Genomic DNA, 204 nt, shown 5'->3' on the forward strand with positions numbered 1-204 from the left:
CGGTGTCGCGGTTCTGGCCGTAGGTGGCGAGGAGGGCCTGGGCTTCGATGGGGTCGCCGAGTGTGGTGCCTGTGCCGTGGGCTTCGACGGCGTCGACGTCGGTTGCGGGGATGCCTGCGTTGGTGAGGGCGGCGCGGATGACGCGTTGTTGGGCGGGGCCGTTGGGGGCGGTGAGGCCGTTGGAGGCGCCGTCCTGGTTGATGG

Annotated in this window: 1 protein-coding gene; it reads right to left on the reverse strand. The window is 71.6% G+C overall.

Going from position 1 to position 204, the window contains the following annotated elements; genetic code table 11:
* The coding region (locus tag ACLF6P_RS30190; protein ID WP_415954625.1) for a hypothetical protein at positions 1–204 on the reverse strand (204 nt) is incomplete at both ends.

The sequence above is a fragment of the Streptomyces lothianensis genome (genome assembly GCF_047779955.1).
Classification (GTDB): Bacteria; Actinomycetota; Actinomycetes; order Streptomycetales; family Streptomycetaceae; genus Streptomyces.